Annotated in this window: 22 protein-coding genes; 7 read left to right on the top strand and 15 right to left on the bottom strand. The window is 67.2% G+C overall.

From position 1 onward, the window contains the following. A complete protein-coding gene (locus CFB35_RS16285; RefSeq protein WP_021156278.1) occupies nt 1-543 on the top strand; it encodes a response regulator transcription factor in 543 nt (180 codons plus the stop codon). A 68-nt stretch (nt 544-611) separates the two neighbouring features. Here CFB35_RS16285 and hslU read toward each other — a convergent pair whose 3' ends face one another. The 8 genes from hslU to dapF form a co-directional block, all read right to left on the bottom strand. After that, nucleotides 612-1,955, bottom strand: coding sequence for an ATP-dependent protease ATPase subunit HslU (hslU, locus tag CFB35_RS16280; protein WP_059584000.1), 1,344 nt, complete (start codon nt 1,953-1,955; stop codon nt 612-614). 10 nt (nt 1,956-1,965) lie between these two features. After that, nucleotides 1,966-2,502: an ATP-dependent protease subunit HslV gene (hslV, locus tag CFB35_RS16275; RefSeq protein ID WP_059583998.1), complete on the bottom strand. Its 537-nt coding sequence runs from the start codon at nt 2,500-2,502 to the stop codon at nt 1,966-1,968. 261 nt (nt 2,503-2,763) lie between these two features. Next, entirely contained in the window at nt 2,764-3,180 is a 417-nt protein-coding gene (gene dksA / locus CFB35_RS16270; protein WP_006477498.1) for an RNA polymerase-binding protein DksA, read from the bottom strand. Nucleotides 3,181-3,675: 495 nt separating this feature from the next. After that, nucleotides 3,676-4,761 carry a GTP-binding protein gene (locus tag CFB35_RS16260; RefSeq protein WP_059584036.1) on the bottom strand — a complete coding sequence of 362 codons (1,086 nt, stop codon included), beginning with the start codon at nt 4,759-4,761 and terminating at the stop codon, nt 3,676-3,678. 193 nt (nt 4,762-4,954) lie between these two features. After that, on the bottom strand, nt 4,955-6,169 hold the full coding sequence (locus tag CFB35_RS16255; protein WP_089465233.1) for a class I SAM-dependent rRNA methyltransferase: 1,215 nt from the start codon (nt 6,167-6,169) through the stop codon (nt 4,955-4,957). A gap of 76 nt (nt 6,170-6,245) precedes the next feature. Next, nucleotides 6,246-7,166, bottom strand: a complete 921-nt coding sequence (xerC, locus tag CFB35_RS16250; protein ID WP_059642549.1) for a tyrosine recombinase XerC — start codon at nt 7,164-7,166, stop codon at nt 6,246-6,248. Nucleotides 7,167-7,179: 13 nt separating this feature from the next. Beyond that, nucleotides 7,180-7,899, bottom strand: a complete 720-nt coding sequence (locus CFB35_RS16245) for a DUF484 family protein (protein ID WP_059583995.1) — start codon at nt 7,897-7,899, stop codon at nt 7,180-7,182. Between the two features lie 37 nt (nt 7,900-7,936). Continuing rightward, nucleotides 7,937-8,806 carry a diaminopimelate epimerase gene (gene dapF, locus CFB35_RS16240; RefSeq protein ID WP_060312248.1) on the bottom strand — a complete coding sequence of 290 codons (870 nt, stop codon included), beginning with the start codon at nt 8,804-8,806 and terminating at the stop codon, nt 7,937-7,939. Nucleotides 8,807-9,181: 375 nt separating this feature from the next. Here dapF and CFB35_RS16235 point away from each other — a divergent pair, with 375 nt between their 5' ends. Then, a complete protein-coding gene (locus CFB35_RS16235; RefSeq protein ID WP_059583991.1) occupies nt 9,182-9,484 on the top strand; it encodes a HigA family addiction module antitoxin in 303 nt (100 codons plus the stop codon). A 30-nt stretch (nt 9,485-9,514) separates the two neighbouring features. On the opposite strand, the gene lpxL is transcribed toward CFB35_RS16235, so the two are convergent. Continuing rightward, nucleotides 9,515-10,399 (bottom strand): lauroyl acyltransferase LpxL, encoded by an 885-nt coding sequence (gene lpxL / locus CFB35_RS16230; protein WP_059583990.1) that lies wholly within the window; start codon nt 10,397-10,399, stop codon nt 9,515-9,517. A 265-nt stretch (nt 10,400-10,664) separates the two neighbouring features. On the opposite strand from lpxL, the gene metK reads away from it, so the two are divergent. Then, nucleotides 10,665-11,852 carry a methionine adenosyltransferase gene (gene metK, locus CFB35_RS16225; protein WP_011546455.1) on the top strand — a complete coding sequence of 396 codons (1,188 nt, stop codon included), beginning with the start codon at nt 10,665-10,667 and terminating at the stop codon, nt 11,850-11,852. A 111-nt stretch (nt 11,853-11,963) separates the two neighbouring features. Here the strand turns inward: metK and CFB35_RS16220 are convergent, their stop codons facing one another. Continuing rightward, nucleotides 11,964-12,305 carry a hypothetical protein gene (locus CFB35_RS16220; protein WP_059583988.1) on the bottom strand — a complete coding sequence of 114 codons (342 nt, stop codon included), beginning with the start codon at nt 12,303-12,305 and terminating at the stop codon, nt 11,964-11,966. Nucleotides 12,306-12,657: 352 nt separating this feature from the next. Between CFB35_RS16220 and CFB35_RS16215 the strand changes: the two genes are divergently transcribed. After that, nucleotides 12,658-13,431 carry a phytanoyl-CoA dioxygenase family protein gene (locus CFB35_RS16215; protein ID WP_059583986.1) on the top strand — a complete coding sequence of 258 codons (774 nt, stop codon included), beginning with the start codon at nt 12,658-12,660 and terminating at the stop codon, nt 13,429-13,431. 139 nt (nt 13,432-13,570) lie between these two features. On the opposite strand, the gene CFB35_RS16210 is transcribed toward CFB35_RS16215, so the two are convergent. Continuing rightward, nucleotides 13,571-13,777, bottom strand: a complete 207-nt coding sequence (locus CFB35_RS16210; protein ID WP_059583985.1) for a DUF3185 family protein — start codon at nt 13,775-13,777, stop codon at nt 13,571-13,573. A gap of 193 nt (nt 13,778-13,970) precedes the next feature. Between CFB35_RS16210 and mgrA the strand changes: the two genes are divergently transcribed. After that, a complete protein-coding gene (gene mgrA, locus CFB35_RS16205; protein WP_059583983.1) occupies nt 13,971-15,014 on the top strand; it encodes an L-glyceraldehyde 3-phosphate reductase in 1,044 nt (347 codons plus the stop codon). Nucleotides 15,015-15,121: 107 nt separating this feature from the next. On the opposite strand, the gene CFB35_RS16200 is transcribed toward mgrA, so the two are convergent. Then, nucleotides 15,122-15,307, bottom strand: a complete 186-nt coding sequence (locus CFB35_RS16200; protein ID WP_006482800.1) for a hypothetical protein — start codon at nt 15,305-15,307, stop codon at nt 15,122-15,124. Nucleotides 15,308-15,661: 354 nt separating this feature from the next. After that, complete coding sequence (locus tag CFB35_RS16195; RefSeq protein ID WP_089465232.1) at nt 15,662-16,549, bottom strand: DMT family transporter; 888 nt, start codon at nt 16,547-16,549, stop codon at nt 15,662-15,664. An 806-nt stretch (nt 16,550-17,355) separates the two neighbouring features. On the opposite strand from CFB35_RS16195, the gene CFB35_RS16180 reads away from it, so the two are divergent. Together CFB35_RS16180 and CFB35_RS16175 are read left to right on the top strand one after the other, a co-directional pair. Next, nucleotides 17,356-17,568: a hypothetical protein gene (locus CFB35_RS16180; RefSeq protein ID WP_006477514.1), complete on the top strand. Its 213-nt coding sequence runs from the start codon at nt 17,356-17,358 to the stop codon at nt 17,566-17,568. A gap of 46 nt (nt 17,569-17,614) precedes the next feature. Then, nucleotides 17,615-18,646, top strand: a complete 1,032-nt coding sequence (locus tag CFB35_RS16175; RefSeq protein ID WP_059583980.1) for a serine/threonine protein kinase — start codon at nt 17,615-17,617, stop codon at nt 18,644-18,646. 75 nt (nt 18,647-18,721) lie between these two features. On the opposite strand, the gene CFB35_RS16170 is transcribed toward CFB35_RS16175, so the two are convergent. Continuing rightward, entirely contained in the window at nt 18,722-20,164 is a 1,443-nt protein-coding gene (locus CFB35_RS16170) for a coniferyl aldehyde dehydrogenase (protein ID WP_059583978.1), read from the bottom strand. Then, nucleotides 20,161-20,667: a hypothetical protein gene (locus CFB35_RS34980; protein WP_155634564.1), complete on the bottom strand. Its 507-nt coding sequence runs from the start codon at nt 20,665-20,667 to the stop codon at nt 20,161-20,163. The genes CFB35_RS16170 and CFB35_RS34980 overlap by 4 nt, the downstream gene beginning before the upstream one ends. Nucleotides 20,668-21,099 lie beyond the last annotated feature (432 nt).

Genomic DNA, 21,099 nt, shown 5'->3' with positions numbered 1-21,099 from the left:
ATGAGCGAGAACAATTTCCTGGTGATCGACGACAACGAGGTGTTCGCGGGCACGCTCGCGCGCGGCCTCGAGCGCCGCGGTTACGCGGTCCAGCAGGCGCACGACAAGGAGGCGGCGCTCAGGCTCGCCGCGGGCGGCAAGTTCCAGTTCATCACCGTCGACCTGCATCTCGGCGAGGATTCGGGGCTGAGCCTGATCGCGCCGCTGTGCGACCTGCAGCCCGATGCGCGGATCCTGGTGCTGACCGGCTACGCAAGCATCGCGACCGCCGTGCAGGCCGTGAAGGAAGGCGCCGACAACTACCTCGCGAAGCCGGCGAACGTCGAGTCGATCCTGGCCGCGCTGCAGACCAACGCGACCGAAGTGCAGGCCGACGAGGCGCTCGAGAATCCGGTCGTGCTGTCGGTGGACCGGCTCGAATGGGAACACATCCAGCGCGTGCTGGCCGAGAACAACAACAACATTTCGGCGACCGCGCGCGCGCTGAACATGCACCGCCGCACGCTGCAGCGCAAGCTCGCGAAGAAGCCGGTGCGGCAGTAAGCGGGCGCACCAATGAAAACGGGCGACCCCCGAAGGGGCCGCCCGTCTCTCGTCCCGCACTGCGCGCGTTACAGCACGTAGCGCGACAGGTCTTCGTCCTGCGACACTTCGCCGAGCGCGCGATCGACATACTTCGCGTCGATCGTCACGCGCTCGCCCGCATGGTTGCCGGCCGAGAACGACACTTCCTCGAGCAGCTTCTCGATCACCGTGTACAGCCGGCGCGCGCCGATGTTCTCGGTTTTCTCGTTGACCGCGAACGCGATCTCGGCGAGGCGCCGGATGCCGTCGTCGGCGAATTCGAGCTGCACGTCCTCGGTCGCGAGCAGCGCCTGGTACTGTTTGACGAGGCTTGCGTCGGTCGCGACGAGGATCGCTTCGAAATCGTTCACCGACAGCGAATCGAGCTCGACGCGGATCGGGAAGCGGCCTTGCAGTTCGGGAATCAGATCGCTCGGCTTCGCCAGGTGGAACGCGCCGCTCGCGATGAACAGGATGTGATCGGTCTTCACCATCCCGTACTTCGTGTTGACCGTCGTGCCTTCGACGAGCGGCAGCAGGTCGCGCTGCACGCCCTGGCGCGACACTTCGCCGCCGCTGCCTTCGTTGTTGCGCGACGTGATCTTGTCGATCTCGTCGAGGAACACGATGCCGTTCTGCTCGACGTTCTGCACGGCCTTCGTCTTCACTTCCTCTTCGTTCAGCATCTTCGCCGCTTCCTCGTCGGTCAGCAGCTTCAGCGCTTCCTTGATCTTCACCTTGCGGCGCTGCTTCTTGCCGCTGCCGAGGTTCGAGAACATCGAGCGGATCTGCTCGGTCATCTCTTCCATGCCCGGCGGCGCCATGATGTCCATGCCGACCGACGGCTGCTCGAGGTCGAGCTCGACTTCCTTGTCGTCGAGCTGGCCTTCGCGCAGGCGCTTGCGGAAGGTCTGGCGCGTCGCGTTGTTGTCGTCGTTGGCGTGATCGGCATTGCCGCCGAAACCCACCGCGCGCGGTTGCGGCAGCAGGATGTCGAGGATGCGGTCTTCCGCCTGGTCGGTGGCCTTGCTGCGCACCTTGCGCATTTCGGTCTCGCGCGTCTGCTTGACCGAGGTCTCCATGAGGTCGCGCACGATGCTGTCGACGTCGCGGCCGACGTAGCCGACTTCGGTGAACTTGGTGGCCTCGATCTTGATGAACGGCGCATCGGCGAGCTTCGCGAGGCGGCGCGCGATTTCGGTCTTGCCGACGCCCGTCGGCCCGATCATCAGGATGTTCTTCGGCGTGATTTCCGTGCGCAGCGGATCGGCGACCTGCTGGCGGCGCCAGCGGTTGCGCAGCGCGACGGCGACGGCCTTCTTCGCCTTGTTCTGGCCGATGATGTGCTTGTCGAGTTCCGAGACGATCTCGGCAGGGGTCATGGTGCTCATGGGGCGGTCCTTACTCGATCGTTTCGATGATGCGGTTGTGGTTCGTGTAGATGCACATGTCGCCGGCGATCCCGAGCGACTTCTCGACGATCTCGCGCGGCGACAGTTCGGTGTTCTCGACGAGCGCGCGGGCCGCTGCCTGCGCGTACGCGCCGCCCGAGCCGATCGCGCAGATGCCGCCTTCCGGATCGAGCACGTCGCCGTTGCCGGTGATGACGAGCGTGGTGTTCGCATCGGCCGTGATCAGCATCGCCTCGAGGCGGCGCAGCATCCGGTCGGTGCGCCAGTCCTTCGCGAGCTCGACCGCCGCGCGGGTCAGGTTGCCCTGGTGCTTCTCGAGCTTCGCCTCGAAGCGGTCGAGCAGCGAGAACGCATCGGCGGTGCCGCCCGCGAATCCGACCAGTACCTGGTTGTTGTAGATCCGCCGCACTTTCCGCGCGCCACCCTTCATGACGATGTTGCCGAGGGTTACCTGGCCGTCGCCGCCGAGCGCGACCTTGTCGCCGCGCCGGACCGAAACGATGGTCGTGCCGTGAAATTGCTCCATCTGCGTTCCTTGAGAAAAACGGGGAAGAGTCGGGCGGCGCGACGCGCCGCCGCGTGAATCCGCAGTGCGCCAGGGAGCGGCCCGGCGCGCGTCCGTTTCATTTTAGGGCGGGCGCCGGGATATCAAGAGGGGGAGGCAAATCGGTCGGCGCAAGCCCGTTATCAGGGGCACAGGCCCTGAACCGGTGCCGGAAAACAAAAAGCGCGCGGCAGGCCGCGCGCTTTCGGGAAGCAGCGTGTGTCGGAGCGGAATGCCGCTCGATCAGTCGCCGAACAGCTTCTGGCGCAGCTCGCGGCGCTCCTGCGCCTCGAGCGACAGCGTGGCGGTCGGACGCGCGAGCAGGCGCGGAATGCCGATCGGCTCGCCCGTTTCCTCACACCAGCCGTAATCGCCGGAATCGATGCGGGCGAGCGACTGCTGAACCTTCTTGAGGAGCTTGCGTTCGCGATCGCGCGTGCGCAGCTCGAGCGCGTGCTCTTCCTCGATCGTCGCGCGGTCGGCGGGATCGGGGACGATCACCGTCTCGCGCAGGTTCTCGGTCGTCTGGCCTGCATTCTTGAGGATGTCCGCCTGCAACTGTTCGAGCCGATTTTTGAAGAAGGCGAGCTGATCCTCATTCATGTAATCCTTGTCGCTCATCTTCAGGATTTCGGCTTCGGTCAAGAGTTTCTTCGTCATCTGCTTGCTTCTTCAATGTGCGGCAAATCAACAGATATTGCCTGCACTTTGGGATTACCCGCAACCGCGCTTGCAATCATTTGCGATTTGCCGCCGCGGGGCCGAAAGCCTCTGGAAAACCGGTTCTCAAATACCAGGATAGGCCTGGCGCAGATTTGCGCGCGCTGCGAACCGGTGTGCTGCGCGGCACATCGCATCGGCCGCGGCCGGGAGGCGGATTGGCGATCCGGCGCGGTTGCGATGCCCGGAAAACTGGTTCAGCAAGAACCGGGCCTGTTTGTTGCCGTACTCCAGCGGGCACGTATTGTAACTGAATCGCAAGCGGGCGCCGTATCGGGTCGATCCCCGTCGGCTGCGCCAATATCTAGAAAATATAACGCGCAAATCGCGAAAAAGCGATGACGGCGAAACCCTGCCCGGCAAAGGCGTCGCGCGGCAGCCCCCGCCGCCTCGCAGGCGGCCGGGCAGCAAGGGCGCGGCGGGCGCCCGCGCGGGTCAGGCGAGGCAGGCGTCGAGGCCGTCGGTGATCAGGTCCTGCGGCAGGTCGACGCCGATGAACACCATCTTGTTGGTCTTCTTCTCGACCGGCAGCCACTTCGCCGCGAGGTCGCTGCCCATCATCTGGTGCACGCCCTGGAACACGACCTTGCGGTCGACGCCCTTCATGTACAGCACGCCCTTGTAGCGCAGCATCCGCTCGCCGTAGATCTGCAGGATGCCGCCGAGGAAGTCTTCCAGCTTGTTCGGGTCGAATGGGCGGTCGTTGCGGTACACGAACGACTTGATCTTGTCGTCGTGGTGCGCGTGGTGGTGATGGTGGTGGCCGTGGCCGTGGTCGTGATCGTGCGCGCATTGACCGTGATCGTGGTCGCAATTCGCGTGATCGTGATCATGGTCGTGATCGTGGTGGTCGTGCGCGTGATCGTCCTCGGCGAGGAAATCGGGATCGATCTCGAGCTTCGCATTCAGGTTGAAGCCGCGCAGGTCGAAGATTTCCTTGATGTCCGCCTCGCCGAAATTCACGACCTTGATCGCGGCCTTCGGGTTCATGTGCATCAGGCGGTGCTTGAGGCCGGCGACGGTCTGATCGTCGACGAGATCCGACTTCGTGATGAACAGGCGATCGGCGAAACCGACCTGGCGCTGCACCACTTCGTGTTCGTCGAGCTGCGCGTTCGCGTGCTTCGCGTCGACCAGCGTGATGACCGCGTCGAGCAGGAAATCGTCGGCGATTTCGCTGTCGATGAAGAACGTTTGTGCGACCGGGCCCGGGTTCGCGAGGCCGGTCGTCTCGATCACGATGCGGTCGAAATCGAGCTTGCCTTCGCGCTTCTTCGCGGCCAGATCGCCGAGCGCGCGGGCGAGGTCGCCGCGGATCGTGCAGCAGATGCAGCCGTTGCTCATCTGGATGATCTGCTCGTTCGAATCCTGCACGAGGATTTCGTTGTCGATGTTCTCTTCGCCGAACTCGTTCTCGATCACGGCGATCTTCATGCCGTGCTGTTCGTTCAGGATGCGCTTGAGCAGCGTCGTCTTGCCGCTGCCGAGGAAGCCGGTAAGGATGGTGACGGGAGTGGCCATGTCGGTCGCCTGTGGTTCGTGAATCGGGGTCAAAACCAGGATGTGCGTCGCGCCCTCGCGCTGCGAGCCGGGGCGCACAACCATCCATTGAAACATACCTGTCAAGCCCCCGCCCGTCGTCCGGACGACAGGGGCAAGCGTCGGCCCGACAGGCGGGGCCGGCGGACCGGGGTGTCCGCCAAGATCGGGGCGATCAGACGATTTGCAACAGCAGGCCCTTCAGATATTCGCCTTCCGGGAACGCCGCGAGCAGCGGGTGATCGACGCCCGCTCCGAGCCGCTTCAGGATCCGCGCGTCGACCTTCGCGTCGGCCGCGGCGCCCGCGACGATCTTCTGGAACAGGTCCATGTCGATCGCGCCCGAGCACGAGTACGTGAACAACAGGCCGCCCGGACGCAGCAGCCTGAAGCCGCTCAGGTTGATGTCCTTGTACGCGCGCGCCGCGCGATCGACGCTGTCGCGCGTCGGCGCGAACTTCGGCGGATCGAGCACGATCAGGTCGAAACGCTCGCCTTCGTCGACGAGGCGGCGCAGCGTCTTGAACGCATCGGCGTCGAGCCAGGTCGCGCGTTCGGCGTCGAAGCCGTTGGCCACGACGTTCTGCTGCGCGAGCGCGAGCGCGTCGCCCGACGAGTCGATCGACACGACGCGTTTCGCACCGCCCTTGAGCGCCGCGAGCGAGAAGCCGCCCGTGTAGCAGAAGCAGTTCAGCACGTCGCGGCCCTCGGCGTACTGCGCGACGAGCGCGCGGTTGTCGCGCTGGTCGACGTAGAAGCCCGTCTTGTGGCCGTTCGGCACGTCGACGTGGTAGCGCACGCCGTTTTCGTTCGCGATCAGCGTCGCTGGCGGCGCGTCGCCGGCCAGTACGCCCGTCGTCTGTTCGAGCCCTTCCTTGTCGCGGATCGACACGTCCGAGCGCTCGTACACGTTCGGGCAGCCGGTCGCGCCGGTGAGCGCCGCGACGATCGCGTCCTTCCACGCTTCGACGCCCGCGGCCATGAACTGGCACACGAGCTGGCCGCGCGGCGCGGCGCCAGCTTCGGCGGTGTCCGCGACGTAGTAGTCGACGATCAGCCCCGGCAGCCCGTCGGCTTCGCCGAACACGAGCCGCACCGCGCCCGTGCCCGACACCATCGTCGTGCGGTGCGCGACCGCGCGCTGCACGCGGCGCTTGAAGAACGCGTGATCGATCGGTTCGTGCTCGTCGAAGCTCCACACCCGCACGCGGATCTGCGACTGCGGGCTGTACGCGCCGCGCGCGAGGAAGCGGCCGTCGTGCGCGCGCACGAGCACGGTCGCGCCGGGCGCGGGCTTGCCGTCGACGCGGTCGATCGCATTGGCGTAGATCCACGGATGGCGGCGCAGCAGCGATTTTTCCTTGGACGGCTTGAGGGTGACGGTTTGCATGGTGAGATCGAAAGGGGCCGGGCGCGACGCCGGCCGGTGCCGGCCGCCGCGCGCGGCGGGTAACACGGGACGCGCGTCAGTCGCGCTTCTTCGCGCGCGGATGCGCGCTGTCGTAAATCTTCGCGAGATGCTGGAAGTCGAGCGACGTATAGACCTGCGTCGCGGCGACGCTCGCGTGGCCGAGCAGTTCCTGCACCGCGCGCAGGTCGCCGCTCGACTGCAGCACGTGCGTCGCGAACGAATGGCGCAGCACGTGCGGGTGGACGTTGGCGGGGATGCCGGCGGCGAGCGCCGCGCGCTTCACGCGCTCGCGCACCACGCCCGGCGACATCCGGTTGCCGCGCACCGACACGAACAGCGGATGCGGATCATGCTTCACGAACTCGCCGCGCACCGCGAGCCACGCGTTCAGCGCGTCGATCGCCTTGCGGCCGACCGGCACCTTGCGCTCCTTGTTGCCCTTGCCGCGCACGGTTACTTCGGCCTCGGCGAGATCGAGCCAGCCGGCCGAGCGGTAGCCGTCGGCCTGCGTGTACCGGACGTCGAGCCCGATCAATTCGGCGAGGCGCAGCCCCGACGAATAGAACAGCTCGAGGATCGCGTGATCGCGGATGCCTTCGGTCGTGCCGGCGAGCGGCGCGTCCATCAGCGCGGATGCGTCGTCGACCGACAGCGCCTTCGGCAGGGTTTTCGGGCGCTTCGGCGCGCGTACCGCGGCGACCGGGTTCGCGGGCATCTCGATGCGTTGCGCGAGCCAGCGGTAGAACGCGCGCCAGGCGGACAGCCGGTGCGAGATCGAGCGCGCGGACAGCCCGCCCGCATGCGCGCGCGCGACCGCGCCGCGCATGTCGGCGGCGGTCAATGCTTCGAGCGGCCGGCCGGCGGCAAGCTTCCTCAGTTCGTCGAGCTCGTGCGTGTATGCGCGCAGCGTGTGTTCCGACAGTTGCCTGACGTGCTTCAGGTTCGACAGGTAGGCGGCGATCGGATCGTCGGTCATCGCGTGCGGCGGATCAGTGCGGCAGCAGGCGCGTGAGCGCCGCGCTCGCGAGCGTCGCGATCTGCGCGAGGAAGTCGGTGGCCATCCCGTCGTGGAAGCGGCGCGGGTCGGGCGAACCGAGGACCAGCAGGCCGAACGCGGGTGCATCGTTGCCGGCGAGCGGCGCACGCAGCGCGAGCAGCGCGACCGACGCGGCCGAGCCGTCGCCGGCCGGCGCGGCTTCGGCGCCTTCCGCCGCGCTCGCGGCGGCGCGCGCGGGCGCGAGCCACTGGGCGGCCTCGAAGCCCGTGTTCGCGCCGCAGTACGGCGTCGACAGCCCGTTCGTGAACAGGCGCACTTCCTCGCCGACCTGGCGGGCGAAATCGGCTTGCGCGTAGGTGTCGGCCACGTCCCAGACGCGCAGCGCCGTTTGCGGCACGTCGAACACGTCGGCGATGCCGTCGGCGATCGTGCGCGGCAGCGCATACGGATCGCGTTCCGCGATCACGCGCGCGGTCCAGCGGCTGAACTTCGCGGACAGGCTGTCGTTCTCGTGGCCGTAGCGCACGAGCTCGGCGAGCCGGCGTTCGAGATGCTTGTTCTTGTCGCGCAGCATTTCCATCTGCCGCTCCTGCAGCGAGATCGCGGCCTTGCCGTGCGGGTTCGCGAGACGGATCGTCGCGAGCAGTTCGGCGTGCTGCGCGAAGAATTCGGGATTGGCGAGCAGGTAGTCGGCGACTTCGCGATCGTTCATGTGGCTGGAGCGTTCAGTTATCAGGGACGTTGCAGGGTCAGGCGTTCAGGTCGATCTCGCCTTCGAACACGGTCGTGGCGGGGCCGGCCATCATCAGCGCGGCGGTTTCGTCGCGCGCGCCGTCCCAGCCGATCGTCAGCGTGCCGCCGTGCGTGTGCACGGTCACGGGCGAATCGAGCAGGCCGCGCCGGATACCGGCCGCGACCGCCGCGCACGCGCCGGTGCCGCACGCGAGCGTCTCGCCCGCGCCGCGTTCGTACACGCGCAGCTTCACCTCGTGGCGCGACACGATCTGCATGAAACCGGCGTTCACGCGCTGCGGGAAGCGCGCATGGCGCTCGATCAGCGGGCCTTCTTCCAGCACCGGATACGCTTCGACGTCGTCGACGACCTGCACCGCGTGCGGATTGCCCATCGACACCGTCGAGATCCAGCGCGTCGCGCCGCCGACGTCGAGCGGCCACAGCGTGTCGTTGCCTTCCTTGCGGCCGTCGAGGCCCGACGCCTCGAACGGCACTTGCGCGGGCGCGAACACGGGCGCGCCCATGTCGACGACGACTTCGCCGTTCTCCTGCAGCGTCAGCGTGATCAGGCCCTTCATGACCTGCACGCGCACGCTGCGCTTGTCGGTCAGGCCGCGGTCGCTGACGAACTTCACGAAGCAGCGTGCGCCGTTGCCGCAGTGCTCGACCTCGCCGCCGTCGCAATTGAAGATCCGGTACTTGAAATCCGCGCCGTCGACGGTCGGTTTCTCGACGAGCAGCAACTGATCGGCGCCGATACCGAAGTGGCGGTTGGCGAGCGCGCGCACCTGCGCTTCGGTGAGCGGCGGCAGCGCGCGCGAATAGCCGTCGAGCACGACGAAGTCGTTGCCCGCGCCGTGCATCTTGGTGAACGAGAGTTTCACTGGGTCCGGAATTCCATGGCGAACAAGGCGGTCGGCACGACACGGACGGCCGGCTGCCATGCCGGGCGGCCTCGTTCGTCGTGCCGATCTCAACCGCAAATGATACATGCAGCCGACAGGGGCGTCCTGCGCCGGGCGGGCCGGCGTCCGTTGTGCGGGGGGCGAGGGCCTTGTCTGCCGATCGCGCCGACTGGTCGCGCGGATGATGAGCGGGCGGATTGACAGGGGGCGGCGTGGCGGGCTCGGCTGTGGCCGGTACGCGATGTGTATTTCGTACCCGTCAAATTGATGTCCCAATCCGGTGATTCGTATAGTGCGGCTATGCGCTGCCGGCGTTTCCGGCATCGCGCCTCGTCACTGAATTGATCCAACACCATGACCCGCATCTTCAATCCGCCCCATCCGGGCGAAACGCTGCGCGACGACGTGCTGCCGGCGCTCGGCCTGACCGTCACCGAGGCCGCGTCGCAACTCGGCGTGACGCGTGCCGCACTGTCGCGGATCCTGCACGGCCATGCCGGCATCTCGCCGGAAATGGCGTTGCGCCTCGAAGCGTGGCTCGGCGAGGAAAACGGGGGAAGGGCCGATCTGTGGCTCGCGCAGCAGTCGGCCTACGATCTCTGGCGCGCGCGCGCCAAGGGCGCGCCGAAGGTGGCGAGGGCGCGGGCACGCGCATGACGGCGCGCCCGCGAACGTCTCGCGGCAGGGTCAGTACAGGCTCGGCTCGCCGGGCGGGCGCGTCTTGAAGCGCTTGTGCACCCAGTAGTACTGCTCGGGCATCAGCGGAATCTGTTCCTCGAGGAATGCGTTCATCCGCCGCGCGTCGAGATCGTCGTCGCCGGTCGGGTAGTGATCCCACGGCTTGAACACCTTCAGACGGTAGCCCTTGTAGTTCGGCAACACCTCGCCGATGAACGGCACGACCTGCGCACGGCCCGTCTTCGCGAGCCGGCCGACGGCCGTCAGCGTGCACGCCGGCACGCCGAAGAACGGGACGAACGTCGAGTTGCGCAGCCCGTAGTCCATGTCGGCGCCGAGCATCACCGGCTTGCGGTCGCGCAGCCAGCGCAGCACGACGCGCGCGCTGTCCGCGCGGCCGACCATCTCGGCGTCGAAGCGCCCGCGCGCCTTCTTCGCCTCCTCCTCGAGCACCGCGTTCGAGAACGGCTGGTACAGCGATCCGCAGCGGCGGTGCAGCGACCGGTTCAGCCAGATCGAACCGGCTTCGATGCCGACGAAGTGCAGGCCGAGGAACAGCGTCGGCGGCAGGTCCGGATCGGTGAGATCGACCGCGCTGTCGACCTGGATCAGCTTCGCGAGCTTCTTCTCCGAGCCGAACCACTGCACGCTGCGCTCGACGTAGCTGCGGATCGCATGGCGGAAATGCCGGCCCGCCACGTCCTCGCGCCGCTCGTCGCTCCAGTCGGGGAAGCAGAGTTTCAGATTCGTATGTACGATGCGCTTTCGCCGGCTGGGGATCTGATACAGCAGCCAGCCGAGGCCATCGCCGAACCGTGCGGTCAGACCGTACGGCAGTAGCGCGAGCAGCTTCAGCAAGCCGATGGCGAGGTGCGTGCCGAGGCGGCCTAGCATGCGGAATCTCCGTGGGGCCGGCTGGCCGGCACGTTGCGAACAGGGTGGTAAGACAGCGGAAGATGCAGCACGGGCGGCGCTCTGTGACAATTCAGGAAAGCCGCTATAATACGGGCTTCGCCGAGTTAACTGACAACTTGCGGGGCGAAGCCGGCTGGCGCGACACACGCTGCCCGGTCCTGGTAATCCGCTAAAGCGTCGCCGCTTCAGGCCCAACGAAGCTGGCTACGTGAAACCAACCGTAACCACACAGGAGCCTGAAAAAGTGGCAAACGATTATCTCTTCACGTCCGAATCCGTCTCCGAAGGCCATCCGGACAAAGTCGCGGACCAAATCTCGGACGCGATTCTCGACGCCATCCTCGAGCAGGACAAATACTCCCGCGTCGCGGCGGAAACGCTGTGCAACACCGGTCTCGTCGTGCTGGCCGGTGAAATCACCACGACGGCGAACATCGATTACATCCAGATCGCGCGCGATACGATCAAGCGCATCGGCTACGACAACACCGACTACGGTATCGACTACAAGGGTTGCGCGGTGCTCGTCGCATACGACAAGCAATCGCCGGACATCGCGCAGGGCGTCGATCGTGCACACGACGACAACCTCGATCAAGGCGCGGGCGACCAGGGCCTGATGTTCGGCTATGCGTGCGACGAAACGCCGGAACTGATGCCGCTGCCGATCTACCTGTCGCACCGCCTCGTCGAGCGCCAGGCCAGCCTGCGCCGCGACGGCCGCCTGCAATGGCTGCGTCCGGACGCGAAGTCGCAGGTCACCGTCCGCTACGTCGACGGCAAGCCCGATTCGATCGACACCGTCGTGCTGTCCACGCAGCACGCACCGGACATCGAACTGCCCGCGCTGCGCGAAGCGGTGATCGAGGAAATCATCAAGCCGACGCTGCCGGCCGAACTGATCAAGGGCGACATCAAGTTCCTCGTGAACCCGACCGGCCGGTTCGTGATCGGCGGCCCGCAGGGCGATTGCGGGCTGACGGGCCGCAAGATCATCGTCGACACCTACGGCGGTGCCGCACCGCACGGCGGCGGCGCGTTCTCGGGCAAGGATCCGTCGAAGGTCGACCGTTCGGCCGCGTATGCGGGCCGCTACGTCGCGAAGAACATCGTCGCCGCGGGCCTCGCGTCGCGCGCGCTGATCCAGGTGTCGTACGCGATCGGCGTGGCCGAGCCGACCTCGGTGATGGTCAACACGTTCGGCACGGGCCGCGTGTCGGATGCGGTGATCACGAAGCTCGTGCGCGAGCATTTCGACCTGCGTCCGAAGGGCATCATCAAGATGCTCGACCTGCTGCGCCCGATCTACGAGAAGACCGCGGCTTACGGTCACTTCGGCCGCGAAGAGCCGGAGTTCTCGTGGGAAGCGACCGACAAGGCGCTCGCGCTGGCCGAAGCGGCCGGCGTGGAGCCGACCGCACGCGTCGCGTGAACGTCGCTCGCCTGAAATGAAAAACCCCGGCCAAGCCGGGGTTTTTTTATGGGTTCGATCGCCGAAGCAATGGCGGCCGATCGGGGCGGACGACGCCCGCCGGGTACATTCTCAGCGCGCGCCGAACCCGAACCAGCCGTTGCTGGCCGCGAGGCGACGCGGGCGGTTGATGCGGCGCTGCGGGCCGAGCTTGCGGCGCAGCGCGAGCGCGCGCAGCGACGACGGCTTCTGCAGCAGCGAGCGCAGGCCGGCGCGGCGCGCGAACGCCTGCGTGCTCATCATCGAGAAAAACGCGTGAAACCACGCACGGATGCCGTCCAGCCGGCTGTGCGGGTGCGTACGTTCGGCCAGCGCCTGCGTGCGTGCGCGGTGGTGGCGCAGCGGGCGGGCGGGAGCGGACGGCACGACGCGCTTCGCGGCGCGGTTGAAACGGGAAGTCAGACGGAATGGCATGTGAACGATGCTTCGCTTGTATGGATGGCGCCCTGCAGAGCGCACTGGTATGAACGGCCTCGGATGACGCAACGGATCTTACCGAAACCCGTTGCGCGCCGCGCCCGCCAGAATTGACAGGCCGCGTCAGGCTACAGGGGATTCGTGACGGGCAAAAGTCGCGATAAACCCTTGTGCCGCAACGCGTGTGCCGCATACCGCCTGTCGCTCAGGCAGGTGCCGCGCCGCACAGTTCCCTTGCGCTGGATCAAATCCGCGATTGGCATGCCCCTGCGCACGACAATGGCGCTGTTCGCGGTATCCGGCGCCGATTTACAATCGTCACATTCACACAATAAACGTCTGGCATCCCATGTCGTCTCCATTGCAGTCGGAATCGATCCGCGCGCAAGTCGCGGAATTGCGCGAGCGCGGCTTCGTCGTCGCGCGCGGCCTCGTCGGCGAAGCGCAGTGCGCGACGCTCAGGCAGATCGCGGAGCGCCAGTTGCGGGAGGCCGCCGAGCCGATCGAATTCGAGGCCGACCTGCGCTACCCGGGCGCGCCCGAATCGAAGCATGCGCCCGGCGGGCATACGGTGCGGCGCCTGCTCGATGCGTACGCGCGCGATCCGGCATTCGCCGAGCGTGCGATCGCGCCCGAAATCGGCGCGTGGATGCGCGAGTATTTCGGTGAGCAACCCGTGCTGTCGCGCGCGCATCACAACTGCATGATGACGAAGCACCCGGCGTACGGCAGCCTGACCGGCTGGCATCGCGATTTCCGCTACTGGGCGTTCGAGCGCCCGGACATGGTGTCGGTGTGGCTCGCGCTCGGGCCGGAAACCAACGAGAACGGCGCGCTGTGGCTGGTGCCCGGCTCGCATACGGCCGAATTCGGGCCGGAAGCGTTCGATGACGCGAAGTTCTTCCGCGGCGATCTGCCGGAAAATCGCAGGATGATCGACGCGGCCACGTGCCCGTCGCTGCAGACGGGCGACGTCGTGTTCTTCCACTGCAACACGCTGCATTCGGCCGGGCAGAACCGTTCCGACCAGGTGAAGTTCTCGCTCGTGTACACGTACCACGGTGCAAGCAACCGGCCGGTGCCCGGCACGCGCTCGGCGTCGAAGCCGGAAGTGCAGTTCTAGGCGCGGATCTGGCGGCCGGTGAAGCCGCCGCGGCCACGCGATGCGGCGCATCGCGGGCGGATGAAACGACGGGCGGCCTGGCCGCCCGTTTCGTTTGGCGCGGCCCCCGCGCGTGACGCGAGCCGCGGATGCGTCGCGATCAGCGCTTGCCGCCCGGCATCGCGAGGCCGATCAGGCCGATGAACGACGCGACGGCGCCGCCGACGATCAGCAGGATCGTCTTCGTCGCGGGCGAGCCGGTGAAGAAGCGCGACACGTTGTCGTTGATCGAATGGAACGACTGGCCGCCGAAATACAGCAGCACGATGCCGCCGACGAGCAGTGCAACCGAGATGACCCGGGACATACCAACCTCGCTGAAACGGTGATTCGAGACGCCGCAGTGTAGGCGAGCGCCGCGGTCGCGTCCATCGCCGTGCCGCCGTGCGCGATTCGGCCGCTTTCGCTACCATAGTCGTCGTATGACTCCTTCGCCGCCGTCGCGCCATCGGCGCGGCCGGCGCGCGTCCCTTCCCCCGATGTCCTGACGGAACAGACTCATGGCCTACGAAGCAGCTTCCGAACGTTATGCCGACATGCAATACCGTACCTGCGGCAAATCCGGGCTCAAACTGCCCGCCCTGTCGCTCGGCCTGTGGCACAACTTCGGCGATTCGACGCCGATCTCGACGCAGCGTGAGATCCTGCGCACCGCGTTCGATCTCGGCATCAACCATTTCGACCTCGCGAACAACTACGGGCCGCCGTACGGCAGCGCCGAAACCAACTTCGGCCGGCTGCTGAAGGAGGATTTCCGGCCGTATCGCGACGAGCTGCTGATCTCGACGAAAGCCGGCTGGGACATGTGGCCGGGCCCGTACGGCAGCGGCGGCGGCTCGCGCAAGTACGTGCTCGCGAGCCTCGATCAGAGTCTGCAGCGGATGGGGCTCGACTACGTCGACATCTTCTATTCGCACCGTTTCGACGCGCATACGCCGCTCGAGGAAACGGCGGGCGCGCTGGCCTCGGCCGTGCAGCAGGGCAAGGCGCTCTACATCGGCATCTCGTCGTACTCGGCCGCGAAGACGCGCGAGATGGCCGACCTGCTCGCGCAGTACAAGGTGCCGCTGCTGATTCACCAGCCGTCGTACAACCTGCTGAACCGCTGGATCGAGCGCGACCTGCTCGGCACGCTCGACGACGTCGGCGCGGGCAGCATCGCGTTCACGCCGCTCGCGCAGGGCTTGCTCACGTCGAAGTATCTGAACGGCGTGCCGGCCGACGCGCGCGTGAACAAGCCGGGCGGCGGCTCGCTGAAGCAGGAGCACCTGAGCGCGGACAACCTCGAGCATGTACGCAAGCTCAACGCAATCGCCGAACGGCGCGGGCAGAGCCTCGCGCAGATGGCGCTGGCGTGGGTGCTGCGTGACGGCCGCGTGACGTCCGCGCTGATCGGCGCGAGCCGGGCGGAGCAGGTGCGCGAGAACTTCGGTGCGTTGAAGAACCTCGAATTCTCGGCGGAGGAGCTCGCGGAGATCGATCGCTACGCGACGGAAGGCGGCATCAATCTGTGGGAAAAGCCGTCCACCGATCAGGCGATCTGACCGGAACTCGATACGGCATGCGAAACATCGCGCGCCGTATCGTCGACGCGCAGGCAGTGCGTCACCTCGCTGCCGTGCAGCGAGGTGTGTCGCGCACGGCGGTGGCGCTAGATCAGCGCGGGCAGGCCTTCAACGAGCAATACCGCGACGCCGACGCCGAGAATGACGCCGAGTACGCGCAGCAGGTTGTGACGGAACTGGGTGGCGCACGGCACCGCGCCGAGAAATAGCGCTCCGGCCAGCGCCATCGGAATCAACAGGATGAAGTCGCCGATCGTGAAATAGGTCGTCATGCGTGTCTCCAGTGTCGGCCGAAGTGAGCGCTTCAGTGCGTGCCTTGGCGGCTCCATCCCCGCGGGATATCGGCCGAAGCCGGCACGCGTGCGCTCACCCCGGCCCCATGCCGGGTGTTTCTAGTTGGTCCGGCCCGTTACGAGCAGGCCGGTCCATTCGAGTATAGGCAACCGGCGGCGTTTTTCGCTATCCGAACCATTAAAAATCAGCGGAAAGCCCCGGGAATCTCGCATTTTTCGTGCGAACAAGACGAACGCCTTGCACGCATCTTTCCCGTTCCTTTCGATTTTCGCGGAATCGTCGTATGTGTCCGATACGGGCCGCCGCACCCGCGGGCGCGGCGGCCGGCCCGCTCACGCGCGGTCGGATTGCGGGCGGCCGGCCGGCGCGCGGAACACGAGCGCGAGCCCGGCGATGATCGCGCCCATGCCGGCGAGCGCGAGCGGCTCGGGCCGGTTGCCGAGCCACGCGGCATCCATCAGCGTGGTGACGACCGGCACGAGATAGAACAGGCTCGTCACGTTCACGAGATCGCCGCGCTGCATCAATCGGTAGAACAGCAGTTGCGCGATCACCGAAATCACGATGCCGAGCCACAGCAGCGGCACGACGAACGCCCAGTTCAGCTCGAACGACACCGGCCGGAACGGCACGATCGCGACGCACAGCGCGAGGCCGATCGCGTTCTGCATCGGCAGCACGTCGGCGGGCGCCGCGCGCACGCGCTTTTGCAGCAGCGAGCCGACGGTCAGCGCGACGAGCGCCGTGAGCGCGCACGCGACGCCGGCCGCCGACAGGCCGCCCGTCCCGCCGCTCACGCCGCGACCGACGACGAGCGCGAGGCCGGCGAGCGACAGCGCGAGCCCCGCGATGCGCGCCGGCTGCCAGCGCCGCTCGACGATCGCGAGCGTGAGGATCGGCTGCACGCCGAGGATCGTCGCGAGCACGCCGGGCGCGATGCCGCGCTCGAGCGCGAGCAGATAGAAGATCGAATAGCCGCCCATCATCAGCAATCCGGTCAGCGCGGCCATGCGCCGCTCGCCGCGCGGCGGCAGCCAGCGTTTGCGCATGAAGGCCAGCACGATCAGCACGAGTGAGGCGAGCGCGAAACGGGCAGTGAGAAAGGCGAACGCGGAGGCGTGCCGCAAACCGAGTTCAGCGAAGATCGCGCCGCTGCTCCACAGCAGCACGAAGAGCGACGTCGCGCCATGCGCGGCAAGCGCGCGTTTGAACGAAACCATGTGAATCCACCTGTCGAACGGATCGAAACGTTCCATCCGCGCGCGGCAACGTGCCGTGCGTCATGACGCACGCACGTGCAGACAACGGGGCGAATGGAAGACGAAGAAGCCGGCGAGTCAGCCGGCGCGTGCCGCCGGCGGGGGCGGCGCGGCGCAGACGCGCGGCGGTGCGACAGGAGGAGGAAGGACCGACGGATGCACGCACGCCCGCGGCCGCGAGTCGAACTGCGGCCGGGATGTTGCGCGGGCGGACGTGAGCGGATGCATCGTGTCGGAATGCGATTGAACGCGAATGAAAGCCAAAGGTACCGCAAGGCAGCCGTCGAACGCAACTGCTGTCGGCGGCGGCGCATCGCGGGCGGGGCGATGCAAGACGGCGCCCGCTCTCTGGCCGATGCGCATGCAAGCTTTCGGCGAACGGAAGAAGGCGATCGGCAAGCGACGCGCGGGACGTGATGTGAGCGCCGATCGCGGGCGTGCTCCGACGATTGCGCGCGGCGCAAGCGAAGCGGGACGCGCGTTGCGTCGATCGCGCGTGCGCGGCGGCGCCGGACGGTTTCGGTAGGCAGCCGCATTCGACAGGGTATGATGGGGGTAACCGGGCGGGCAAGTGCATGCCCGGCGCAGTGGTTGATTGGAGACATTCGACGAATTCGCGGCACTTCGCCCGCTTCTTCTTCTTTTCGCGCTTCGATAAACCGTGAACAATGGGATCACGCGCAACGCTCCGCCGAGAGCGGCGCGGATCGTGCATTTGCCGGCTCGCCAGCGGGCCGGGTTTCAAGATTCAAGAGTGGGGAACCATCATGCATATCGGGTCGATCGTCTGCACTACCCATATCGCGGTGCCGAAGGGCGCGCGCGGCATCGTCCAGCGCATCCTGGGCGACATGGCCATGGTGACCTGGTACGCGGGCGTGCCGGGTGAGTCGAAAGAACTCAACACCGAGCCGTTCTTTCTCGAGGACCTGATCGACACCGGCGAATCCGTCTTGCCGGCCGGCGCGGCGCTTCACTAAGGACGCTCGTACCGGACGCTCGTCTTTCGGTCCGGCTGGCGGCACAATGCGGGGCATGACCGACACCACTTCCGCTCCCGCTTCTCCCGCCAGCCCGCCGTTCGCCGGCCTCACGCCCGAGTGCGTGCTCGACGCGCTCGACAGCGTGCTGATGCCGGCCGGCCTGCGCACCGACGGGCGCCTGCTCGCCCTCAACAGCTACGAAAACCGCGTCTACCAGGTCGGTATCGAAGACGGCCCGCCGGTCGTCGCGAAGTTCTATCGCCCGGCGCGCTGGTCGGACGACGCGATTCTCGAAGAGCATGCGTTCGTCGCCGAACTCGCCGCGCACGAGATTCCGGCGGTGCCCGCGCGAGCCTTCGACGGCCGCACGCTGCACGCGTTCGACGGCTTCCGCTTCTCGATCTTCGAGCGGCGCGGCGGCCGCGCACCCGATCTCGACCGCAGCGACACGCTCGAATGGCTCGGCCGCTTCATCGGCCGCATTCATGCGGTCGGCGCGACGCAGCCGTATGCCGCGCGTCCCGTGCTCGACATCGGTACGTTCGGCTACGAGCCGCGCGACTACCTGCTCGCGCACGATTTCATTCCGGATGACGTAAGGCCGGCGTACGAGACCGCGGTCGCACTCGCGCTCGAAGGCGTCGAGGCCGCGTTCGAGCGCGCGGGCGAGATCCGCCTGCTGCGCACGCACGGCGACTGTCATCCGAGCAACGTGCTGTGGACCGATGCCGGCCCGCATTTCGTCGACTTCGACGACAGCCGGATGGCGCCGGCCGTTCAGGATCTGTGGCTGCTGCTGCCGGGCGATCGCGAAGGCGCGTCGCGCGCGCTGGCGGACCTGCTCGCCGGCTACGAGGATTTCTGCGAATTCGAGCCGCGCGAGCTGCATCTGGTCGAAGCGCTGCGGACGCTGCGGCTGATCCACTATGCGGCGTGGCTCGCGCGGCGCTGGGACGACCCGGCGTTTCCGGCCGCGTTCCCGTGGTTCAACACGCATCGTTACTGGGAAGCGCGCGTGCTCGAATTGCGCGAGCAGATCGGCGCGATGCAGGAAGGGCCGCTCTGGCCCGTGTGATGGACGACGGCTGCGTGCGCGGCATCCCATGCCGTGCGGCAAGGGCCGCGGCGCGACGCGCGCGGCCCGTCTACCTCAGAACTTCAGCATCAGCTTGATCAGCGCGGCGAAGCGCTTGCCGTATGGCGGCGCGAGCAGGTTGCGCGCGTTCAGCCGCGCCTGCGTGAGCACGGGCTTCATCTTCGAGAACGTGACGAAGCCGTCGTAGCCGTGATACGCGCCCATGCCGCTCGCGCCGACGCCGCCGAACGGCAAGCTGCCGCACGCGATGTGCATCAGCGTTTCGTTGACCGTTACGCCGCCGGAGATCGTTTCGTGCATCACGCGGTCGACCGTGCCGCCATCCTCGTCGAACAGGTACAGCGCAAGCGGACGCGGGCGCGCGTTGACGTATGCGATCGCTTCGTCGAGCCGTTCGTACGGCACGAGCGGCAGCAGCGGCCCGAAGATTTCCTCCTGCATCAGTTGCGACGCGGCCGGCACCCGCGTGAGCGCGCACGGCACGAAGCGGCGCGACACGGGATCGGACTGCGCGTCGGACAGCGGATGCAGCTGCGCGCCGCCCGCCTGCGCGTCGCTCGCGAGTTGCTGCAGACGCGCGTAGTGGCGCGGTGACACGATCGTCGTGTAGTCGCCGTTGGCCGACAGGTCCGGATACAGCTTCGCGAAGCGGGTTCGCGCGCGTTCGATGAACGCGCCTTCCATCCCGCGCGGCAGCAGCACGTAGTCGGGCGCGATGCAGGTCTGGCCGGCGTTCAGCGTCTTGCCGGCGACGATCGCGTCGACGGCCGCGTCGAAGCGCGCATTCGGGCCGATGATCGCCGGCGACTTGCCGCCGAGCTCGAGCGTGACGGGCGTGAGGTTGTCGGCGGCCGCGCGCATCACGTGGCGGCCGACCTGCGTGGAGCCGGTAAACAGCAGATGATCGAACGGCAGCGCGCTGAATGCGGCGCCGACCTCCGCGTCGCCGTTGACGACCGCGACGTGGTCGCGCGTGAAGGTCTTGCCGATGAGCTGCTCGAACAGCGCCGACGTGCGCGGCGTCAGTTCGGACATCTTGATGATCGCGCGGTTGCCGGCGGCGAGCGCGCAGATCAGCGGGCCGGCCGCGAGCAGCACCGGGTAGTTCCACGGCACGACGATGCCGATCACGCCGAGCGGCTGCGGCACGACCTTCGCGCGCGCCGGGCGCAGCCATTTGTTCATCGGCTTGCGGATCGGCTTCATCCAGCGCTTGCCGTGCTTCAGCGCGTCGTCGATCTCTTCCTTCGCCATCCAGATTTCCGACAGCAGCACTTCCTGCTTCGCGCGATGGCCGAAATCGGCGCTGATCGCGTCGGCGAGCGCATCCGCATGGTCGATCAGCATCGTGCGCAGCGCGCGCAGGTGCTGCGCACGCGTGTCCCACGCCGGGTACGGTGCGCGCAGGTACGCCGCGCGCTGGTCGTGCAGCAGCGACGTCAGCGCATCGACCGACGGGCGTGCTTGCGGAGCCAGTTCGGGCAGGTCGTTCTTCATGTCGTCTCCTCCAGTTGGGCCTGGCTGGTCGGCCGGCCGTCACGCCGCACGCTCGGCGAGCGCGGCGACGCGGATCGGGTGATGCGTGTCGCGCGGCACGGGGCCGGATGCGACGGGTGCTCGAAAACCGGTTGATGCATGCGGCCGGCGTCGTATCCGCGCGACGGTGTCCGTGTCCGAAAGTCGTGCCGCACGGCAGGCGAGCACGGCTCGATGCGGTGACGCGCGGGCACGCGACGCCGTCTTGCGAGCGTGTGCCGGTGCACCGCGGCAGCGTCGCGCGACGGGTCCGTGACGGCGTGTCGCCGCGCGTCGTGCGACGGCGCCGAGACACCGTCCAAACGGTCGGCGACGACACGCGCCGTTCGATTTCGACCGAGGGCGCGCATCACGCCGCGCAGCGTCGCGCGGGCCGCCGTTTGAAATGAAATGCGGGCCGCGCGCTTGACCTCTGGATCACCCGGTCGGCACGCGGCCTGCAGGATCTGGCGCTGCATCGTCATTCTTCCCGTTTCGCGACGAATCGGCTTCTCGTGGCCGGTGCATCGCGCGAAGCGCATCGACACATCTTAAATTTAGTTCACGCGGGCGTTTAGAGGAATCGCTCTTGAATCGGCGCGCCGCGCACGGGACGGCCATTCCTACAATGCCCCGAGGGTCTGTTTGCAGATGGAACACGCATGCGTTGCCGCGAGAACGGCCGCTCACGAGGCACGCGACGCCGCGAATACCGACGTATCGCCAAGGAGCACAACGCGGCGAGCGGCCGTTCTCGTGGCAACCCCAAATTGAAAAGATCATGTCACGGGAATGCCCGAAATCGCCCGTCCGCCAAGGGGACTTCCTTCGGGGCGTATGGCGGCGTCGCTCGTCGCTCCTTGCCCTACGAGCGATTTCGGGCATTCGCATGCGTGTTCCATCTGCAAACAGACCCT

This window comes from Burkholderia sp. AU16482 (assembly GCF_002223285.1).
GTDB classification, from domain to species: domain Bacteria; phylum Pseudomonadota; class Gammaproteobacteria; order Burkholderiales; family Burkholderiaceae; genus Burkholderia; species Burkholderia semiarida.
Note: the sequence above shows the minus strand (reverse complement) of the source record. Positions and strands in the feature narration are given on the sequence as shown.

Bases quoted from the DNA above. Each gene is read 5' to 3' on its own strand.
- CFB35_RS16285 (WP_021156278.1), top strand. From the start codon at position 1: ATGAGCGAGAACAATTTCCTGGTGATCGACGACAACGAGGTGTTCGCG.
- hslU (WP_059584000.1), bottom strand. From the start codon at position 1,955: ATGAGCACCATGACCCCTGCCGAGATCGTCTCGGAACTCGACAAGCAC.
- hslV (WP_059583998.1), bottom strand. From the start codon at position 2,502: ATGGAGCAATTTCACGGCACGACCATCGTTTCGGTCCGGCGCGGCGAC.
- dksA (WP_006477498.1), bottom strand. From the start codon at position 3,180: ATGACGAAGAAACTCTTGACCGAAGCCGAAATCCTGAAGATGAGCGAC.
- CFB35_RS16260 (WP_059584036.1), bottom strand. From the start codon at position 4,761: ATGGCCACTCCCGTCACCATCCTTACCGGCTTCCTCGGCAGCGGCAAG.
- CFB35_RS16255 (WP_089465233.1), bottom strand. From the start codon at position 6,169: ATGCAAACCGTCACCCTCAAGCCGTCCAAGGAAAAATCGCTGCTGCGC.
- xerC (WP_059642549.1), bottom strand. From the start codon at position 7,166: ATGACCGACGATCCGATCGCCGCCTACCTGTCGAACCTGAAGCACGTC.
- CFB35_RS16245 (WP_059583995.1), bottom strand. From the start codon at position 7,899: ATGAACGATCGCGAAGTCGCCGACTACCTGCTCGCCAATCCCGAATTC.
- CFB35_RS16235 (WP_059583991.1), top strand. From the start codon at position 9,182: ATGACCCGCATCTTCAATCCGCCCCATCCGGGCGAAACGCTGCGCGAC.
- lpxL (WP_059583990.1), bottom strand. From the start codon at position 10,399: ATGCTAGGCCGCCTCGGCACGCACCTCGCCATCGGCTTGCTGAAGCTG.
- CFB35_RS16220 (WP_059583988.1), bottom strand. From the start codon at position 12,305: ATGCCATTCCGTCTGACTTCCCGTTTCAACCGCGCCGCGAAGCGCGTC.
- CFB35_RS16215 (WP_059583986.1), top strand. From the start codon at position 12,658: ATGTCGTCTCCATTGCAGTCGGAATCGATCCGCGCGCAAGTCGCGGAA.
- CFB35_RS16210 (WP_059583985.1), bottom strand. From the start codon at position 13,777: ATGTCCCGGGTCATCTCGGTTGCACTGCTCGTCGGCGGCATCGTGCTG.
- mgrA (WP_059583983.1), top strand. From the start codon at position 13,971: ATGGCCTACGAAGCAGCTTCCGAACGTTATGCCGACATGCAATACCGT.
- CFB35_RS16200 (WP_006482800.1), bottom strand. From the start codon at position 15,307: ATGACGACCTATTTCACGATCGGCGACTTCATCCTGTTGATTCCGATG.
- CFB35_RS16195 (WP_089465232.1), bottom strand. From the start codon at position 16,549: ATGGTTTCGTTCAAACGCGCGCTTGCCGCGCATGGCGCGACGTCGCTC.
- CFB35_RS16180 (WP_006477514.1), top strand. From the start codon at position 17,356: ATGCATATCGGGTCGATCGTCTGCACTACCCATATCGCGGTGCCGAAG.
- CFB35_RS16175 (WP_059583980.1), top strand. From the start codon at position 17,615: ATGCGGGGCATGACCGACACCACTTCCGCTCCCGCTTCTCCCGCCAGC.
- CFB35_RS16170 (WP_059583978.1), bottom strand. From the start codon at position 20,164: ATGAAGAACGACCTGCCCGAACTGGCTCCGCAAGCACGCCCGTCGGTC.
- CFB35_RS34980 (WP_155634564.1), bottom strand. From the start codon at position 20,667: ATGACGATGCAGCGCCAGATCCTGCAGGCCGCGTGCCGACCGGGTGAT.